A 5,034-nucleotide genomic window follows, 5' to 3' on the forward strand; every position below is an offset into this window, starting at 1 on the left:
CGTTGAAAGACATAAAAGGCATGCCTAAATTCCATAGTAAAAAACAGGGGAAATTAAGCTATACTACGAATCAAACCAACGGAAACATAAAAATCGCACAAGAAAACGGTTCTTATTTTTTATGTATTCCAAAGTTTCAAGAAGGTATTTCTATTCATCTACATCGAGAATTACCGATTGATGGAATCATTAAAAAAGCAACAATTAAGCGAGAAGGAACAAAATATGTTGTTTCTCTTTCTGTTGATTATTTTTGTCCAAATGAAAAACAAGTAGAATTAGTGACTGCTGACGAAGTAATTGGACTAGATTACAGTCAAAGCGAATTGTATGTAGACAGCGAAGGACGAACAGCTCAGTACAGTCGGTAGAACAAAATCATAGAAAAAAGGCAAATATTACATCGTTGCGGATAAGTATTTTGCATCGAGTAAATTATGCAGTGCGTGTAATCACAAAAAAGATAAGTTAAAAATATCTGAAAGAATCTATACGTGTGATAATTGTGGCACGAAAATCGATAGAGATTACAATGCGGGTCGTAATCTAAAATATTATGGCATTCGTATTCTGCATGAACAAAATCTAATCGCGTAGTTTGTATCGATTTTATTAGCGGTAGGGACGCCGCGAATTCAAGGCTTTGGACATGAGCCGCTAGGCTTGTGGATGAATTAGCAATAAAAGAGAAAGTCTTTTGACTTTTGAAGCCCCCACTTCAAACAGACCATAAGATCGTTAAGTGGTGGGTAGTTCACAGTGATGAGAGAGTGTAGATTTTGCGATAGGGATGTTTATAGCTAAATATATTTTCTCTATTCATGTTTAAACGAGCAGGAATTATAAAAAATCGAGAATATGAAACAAAACAAACAGTAGTTTCCTAACCTATATATAACATAAAAATATTATGTAAACTAAGGGATTGAAGCACTGTTTATATACTAAAACAGTGCTTTTCGCTTGGATTGGATTGTTGCAGCATTTTCATCTTTAATACCAGCTTCTTTAATAATACGTTGCTTTGCTTTATCTAACAAATCGTTTACTGCTTCACCAAAATAGTTTGCTTCTCGCTTTGTACGGGCTTCTCGTAAACACTTGTAGTTTTCTATCAACTCCTCTTTTTCAGAGTCTGTTAAGAAATTTTCTATCTTTTTGTTTGTCATAAGAAACACCCTCTCTTCTGACAGACGCTTTCATTCAGAATTTTTATTTTTCATTATATCAGCAAATCACAAGTTATAGTACATTTAACGCTTTAATAATTTGTCAATTTCTTGTATTTTTTCATTTGCTTTATTCATTTGTATATTCTTTGCTTGTTCTCCTCCAAGCGCTTGATGGAGTAAAAATGATTGGCCAGAAATTGCAGTGACGATTGCAACTTTAATGATTTCTTTTAAAGTTGTTGCATCGAATAAAACAAGGCCAAGTAGTGCAGCGAGGCTACCTGTGATGATATCAGCTAAAAAGCCAAGATGAAAAAATGTTTTTAATCGGCGTGGAAGCAATAATTTGCCTTGATGATTGATAAGATGGGCAACAAAACCGGTAATTCCACCAACGAGAAGAGCCGTTAGCCACGAATACATATCCATCAAATCCACTCCTTTTAGTAAATATCATTCTGTTTTTGACGTACTTACTCCTTTTTAAAATGTATATGTGTATATTGAGAAAGTTTGTCTTGAAAATGTTTTTGTTAAATGGGACTTAGTCTGATAATTCTGTCATATGTGGTGGATATTTTATTTGAAATTTCATATAATAAAATTAAATCTATTAAGAACGGAGTGATGTATTATGTCGATTGTTTATAAGATTTATACAGTTAATACAAATAAGGAAGGAACGGGCGAATCTTTATAAAGATTCGTTATATCCTTCCGCAGTAAACATTTTAGGGAGGATTCGAGATTGAATCGTAATTATTTAATGGGATATGGATGGGATTTACATTTTGAAGATCAATTATCGGAGCAATATGAAGTAGGACGTGTTTTGTTAGAGCATAAACATACGTATCGGATTATATGCGAAGATGGTGAATATGTAGCTGAGTTAACAGGGAAATTTCGTTTTGAAGCAATTGAGAAGGGGAATTATCCTGCAGTAGGTGATTGGGTAAGTATAACAAAATTGCCAGAAGAAAAGAAAGCAATGATTCATACTGTGCTTCCAAGAAAAAGTTCTTTCTCTAGAAAAGTAGCTGGAGAGAAAACAGTGGAACAAATTGTAGCAGCAAATGTGGATTATCTCTTTTTAGTTAATGCTTTAAATGCTGATTTTAATGTAAGGCGAATTGAGCGTTATTTATTGTTAGCATATGAGAGCGGAGCGATGCCTGTTGTTATTTTAACAAAGAGTGATTTATGTGCAAATGTAGAGCAAAAAATCATGGGAACAGAGGCGGTTGCAATTGGTGTACCTATTTTTGCAGTTGATAGTTTGCAGCAAACAGGGATAGACAGATTGCAACAATTTTTACAACCTGGAAAAACGATTGCGCTTATTGGCTCTTCAGGAGCAGGAAAGTCTACGTTACTGAATGCTTTAATGGAAAATGAAGTGGCCAAAACAGGTGGAATTCGTGAGAGTGATAGTAAAGGAAAGCATACGACAACACATCGAGAATTGTTTCAATTACCAACGGGTGCACTTGTTATTGATACACCGGGAATGAGAGAGCTTCAACTTTGGGAAGGAAGCGGCGCAATGCACGCAACTTTTTCTGATATTGAAGAAATTGCTCAAAAATGTCGCTTTCGAGATTGTCAACATGAAAATGAGCCTGGTTGTGCAATTCGCGCTGCGATTGATGAGGGAACATTGGAGAAAGCTCGATTGTTCAATTATAAAAAATTACAAAAAGAAATTGCTTATGCAATGAGAAAGCAAGATGCTCTTTTGGCTCGTGCAGAGCGAAATAAGTGGAAGAGCATAACAAAACAAATAAAGAAGAAAAAGTAAAAAAGAAAACTCCAAGGCATATACGCTTTTGGAGTTTTCTTTATGTATTTGTAATTTTATATTAGAACATTAAAATGTAACATTTTGTATATAGACAAAGATAATTCGACTATATAGAATTTGTGATATAGTAATTTGAAAATGTCGTACATTTAACGCATTCGTATTTTTCTTTACTGTATACACTTTTAAAGTATCATTTTCGATAGAACATAAAGGGGTGAGTTGTATGTCAAAGTTGTTTAAATTATTTCAGCATATGAATGTAGGAAAAAAACTTCTATTTTCATTTTTTGTCATTTTAATCTCTGCTGTGTCTGTAATTGGTACTATGTCTTATCAAAATGCAAAAAAGAATTTTGATAGTCAAATTACAAGTAGTGCAAGTCAAAATATTAAAGTGTTAGATAGTTTAATTAATCAAATGATCGATGCAAAGTATAATGATGTTACACATTTTTCTAAAATTATTCAGCGCAATATGCATGAGACTGATAATGGAGAAAGTATTAGGAAGATGTTTGCAGATTATGCGAGTTTGCATCCTGAAATCATCTACACTTATGTAGGAACTGATAGTGGGGCATATATTCAAGAACCAAACGAACAAATGCCGGCAGATTTTAATCCGAAAGAGCGTCCTTGGTACATCGATGCAATGAAGAAAAACGGTGGTATTGTGATAACATCCCCATATAAAGACGGAATTACTGGGAATATTGTCGTTACAATCTCTAAAAAATTAGATGATGGCAGTGGTGTTATCGCTATTGATTTAAAGCTTGAAAGTTTATTGAAAACAACAAAAATGATTACTATCGGTAAAGAAGGATATGCATTTATTTTAGATCAAAATCAAAATATTATAGCTCATCCACAAGAGAAGCCTGGTAGTAAAGTACCTAATATTTGGGCGAAACCTATGTATCAAGAAAATCATGGTACGTTCACATATTCAAATGATGGTTCAGAGAAGAAAGTGGTCTTTGCGACAAATGCGAAAACAGGTTGGAAAATTGGTGGTACGATGTACACGAATGAAGTCATAAAAGCGGCAGAACCTATCTTTTACAATACGTTGATTATTGCAGTAATCGCTCTTATTATAGGTGGAGTAATCATTTACTTTATTACGCTTTCCATAACGAAACCTTTAAAACAGTTGGTTGTTTCTTCTCATAAAATTAGTGAGGGTGATTTAACAGAAACAATTGAAATTCGTTCAAACGATGAAATTGGTCAGCTTGGAAAAGGATTCAATGAAATGGCTGAGTCGCTACGCGAGTTAATCTCAAGAATTAATTCTTCAGCGGGGCATGTAGCTGCTGCATCAGAAGAATTAACGGCAAGCGTGAGACAAGCAGGTGAAGCGACTCAGCAAATTACAATGGCAATTGATCAAGTGTCAAGCGGTGCAGTTACACAAACAAGAGGTGTTGAACAAGGCGCAATGTTGCTACAAGAAGTGACAGACGGGATTCAACATGTGGCAGATACTTCATCTGTTATAGCGAATTCATCTGCATACACACGTCAAAAAGCAGAAAATGGCGATCAACTTGTTGCACAAACGGTAAATCAAATGCAATCGATTCATCAGTCAGTTGCAGAATCTGATGCGATCATCCAATTGCTAGATAATAAGTCAAAGCAAATTGGTGATATATTAGAGGTTATTCAAAATATCGCAGATCAAACGAATTTATTAGCATTGAACGCTGCAATTGAAGCAGCAAGGGCAGGGGAACACGGCAGAGGCTTTGCCATTGTTGCAGATGAAGTTCGTAAATTAGCAGAACAATCGAGCACATCTTCAAATGAGATTGGAAAGTTAATTACAGAAATTCAAGAAGATATGAGCAAAACAGTTAGTTCTATGAATCATGTGAATACAGAAGTGCAGTCAGGCCTTGTGATTGCCAACGAAACAAAGCAAAGCTTTACTGAAATTCTTCAATCTACAAGTGAAATTGCAAAACAAACTGAAAGTTTAGTTCAGACAGCAAAACAAATGTCCAAAGGGGCAGATGAAGTGTCAGTTTCAGTTGGTGAAATCGCAAT

4 protein-coding genes and 3 pseudogenes are annotated in these 5,034 nt (G+C 34.8%); 5 read left to right on the forward strand and 2 right to left on the reverse strand.

Annotated elements, in window-relative coordinates; genetic code table 11:
• Together V7024_RS18680 and V7024_RS18685 are read left to right on the forward strand one after the other, a co-directional pair.
• Window positions 1–371: pseudogene (locus tag V7024_RS18680) on the forward strand (hypothetical protein); the annotation flags it as partial.
• Between the two features lie 28 nt (window positions 372–399).
• Window positions 400–597: pseudogene (locus tag V7024_RS18685) on the forward strand (zinc ribbon domain-containing protein); the annotation flags it as partial.
• A 347-nt stretch (window positions 598–944) separates the two neighbouring features.
• On the opposite strand, the gene V7024_RS18690 reads toward V7024_RS18685, so the two are convergent.
• Window positions 945–1,169 (reverse strand): hypothetical protein, encoded by a 225-nt coding sequence (locus V7024_RS18690; protein ID WP_154713467.1) that lies wholly within the window; start codon window positions 1,167–1,169, stop codon window positions 945–947.
• 84 nt (window positions 1,170–1,253) lie between these two features.
• Complete coding sequence (locus V7024_RS18695; protein ID WP_335522614.1) at window positions 1,254–1,601, reverse strand: DUF4257 domain-containing protein; 348 nt, start codon at window positions 1,599–1,601, stop codon at window positions 1,254–1,256.
• A 337-nt stretch (window positions 1,602–1,938) separates the two neighbouring features.
• On the opposite strand from V7024_RS18695, the gene rsgA reads away from it, so the two are divergent.
• The 3 genes and pseudogenes from rsgA to V7024_RS24470 form a co-directional block, all read left to right on the forward strand.
• Window positions 1,939–2,973: a ribosome small subunit-dependent GTPase A gene (gene rsgA / locus V7024_RS18700; RefSeq protein ID WP_438824482.1), complete on the forward strand. Its 1,035-nt coding sequence runs from the start codon at window positions 1,939–1,941 to the stop codon at window positions 2,971–2,973.
• A gap of 424 nt (window positions 2,974–3,397) precedes the next feature.
• Window positions 3,398–4,198, forward strand: a pseudogene (locus V7024_RS24465) (HAMP domain-containing protein); the annotation flags it as partial.
• Between the two features lie 225 nt (window positions 4,199–4,423).
• Window positions 4,424–5,034 (forward strand): methyl-accepting chemotaxis protein (locus tag V7024_RS24470; RefSeq protein ID WP_438824483.1); only part of this gene is annotated, 611 nt, incomplete at its 3' end.

The organism is Bacillus sp. JJ864 (assembly GCF_036963045.1).
GTDB classification, from domain to species: Bacteria; Bacillota; Bacilli; order Bacillales; family Bacillaceae_G; genus Bacillus_A; species Bacillus_A pseudomycoides_C.

Coding starts and splice junctions, on each gene's coding strand:
- V7024_RS18690 (WP_154713467.1), bottom strand. CDS start 1,169: ATGACAAACAAAAAGATAGAAAATTTCTTAACAGACTCTGAAAAAGAG.
- rsgA (WP_438824482.1), top strand. CDS start 1,939: ATGGGATATGGATGGGATTTACATTTTGAAGATCAATTATCGGAGCAA.
- V7024_RS18695 (WP_335522614.1), bottom strand. CDS start 1,601: ATGGATATGTATTCGTGGCTAACGGCTCTTCTCGTTGGTGGAATTACC.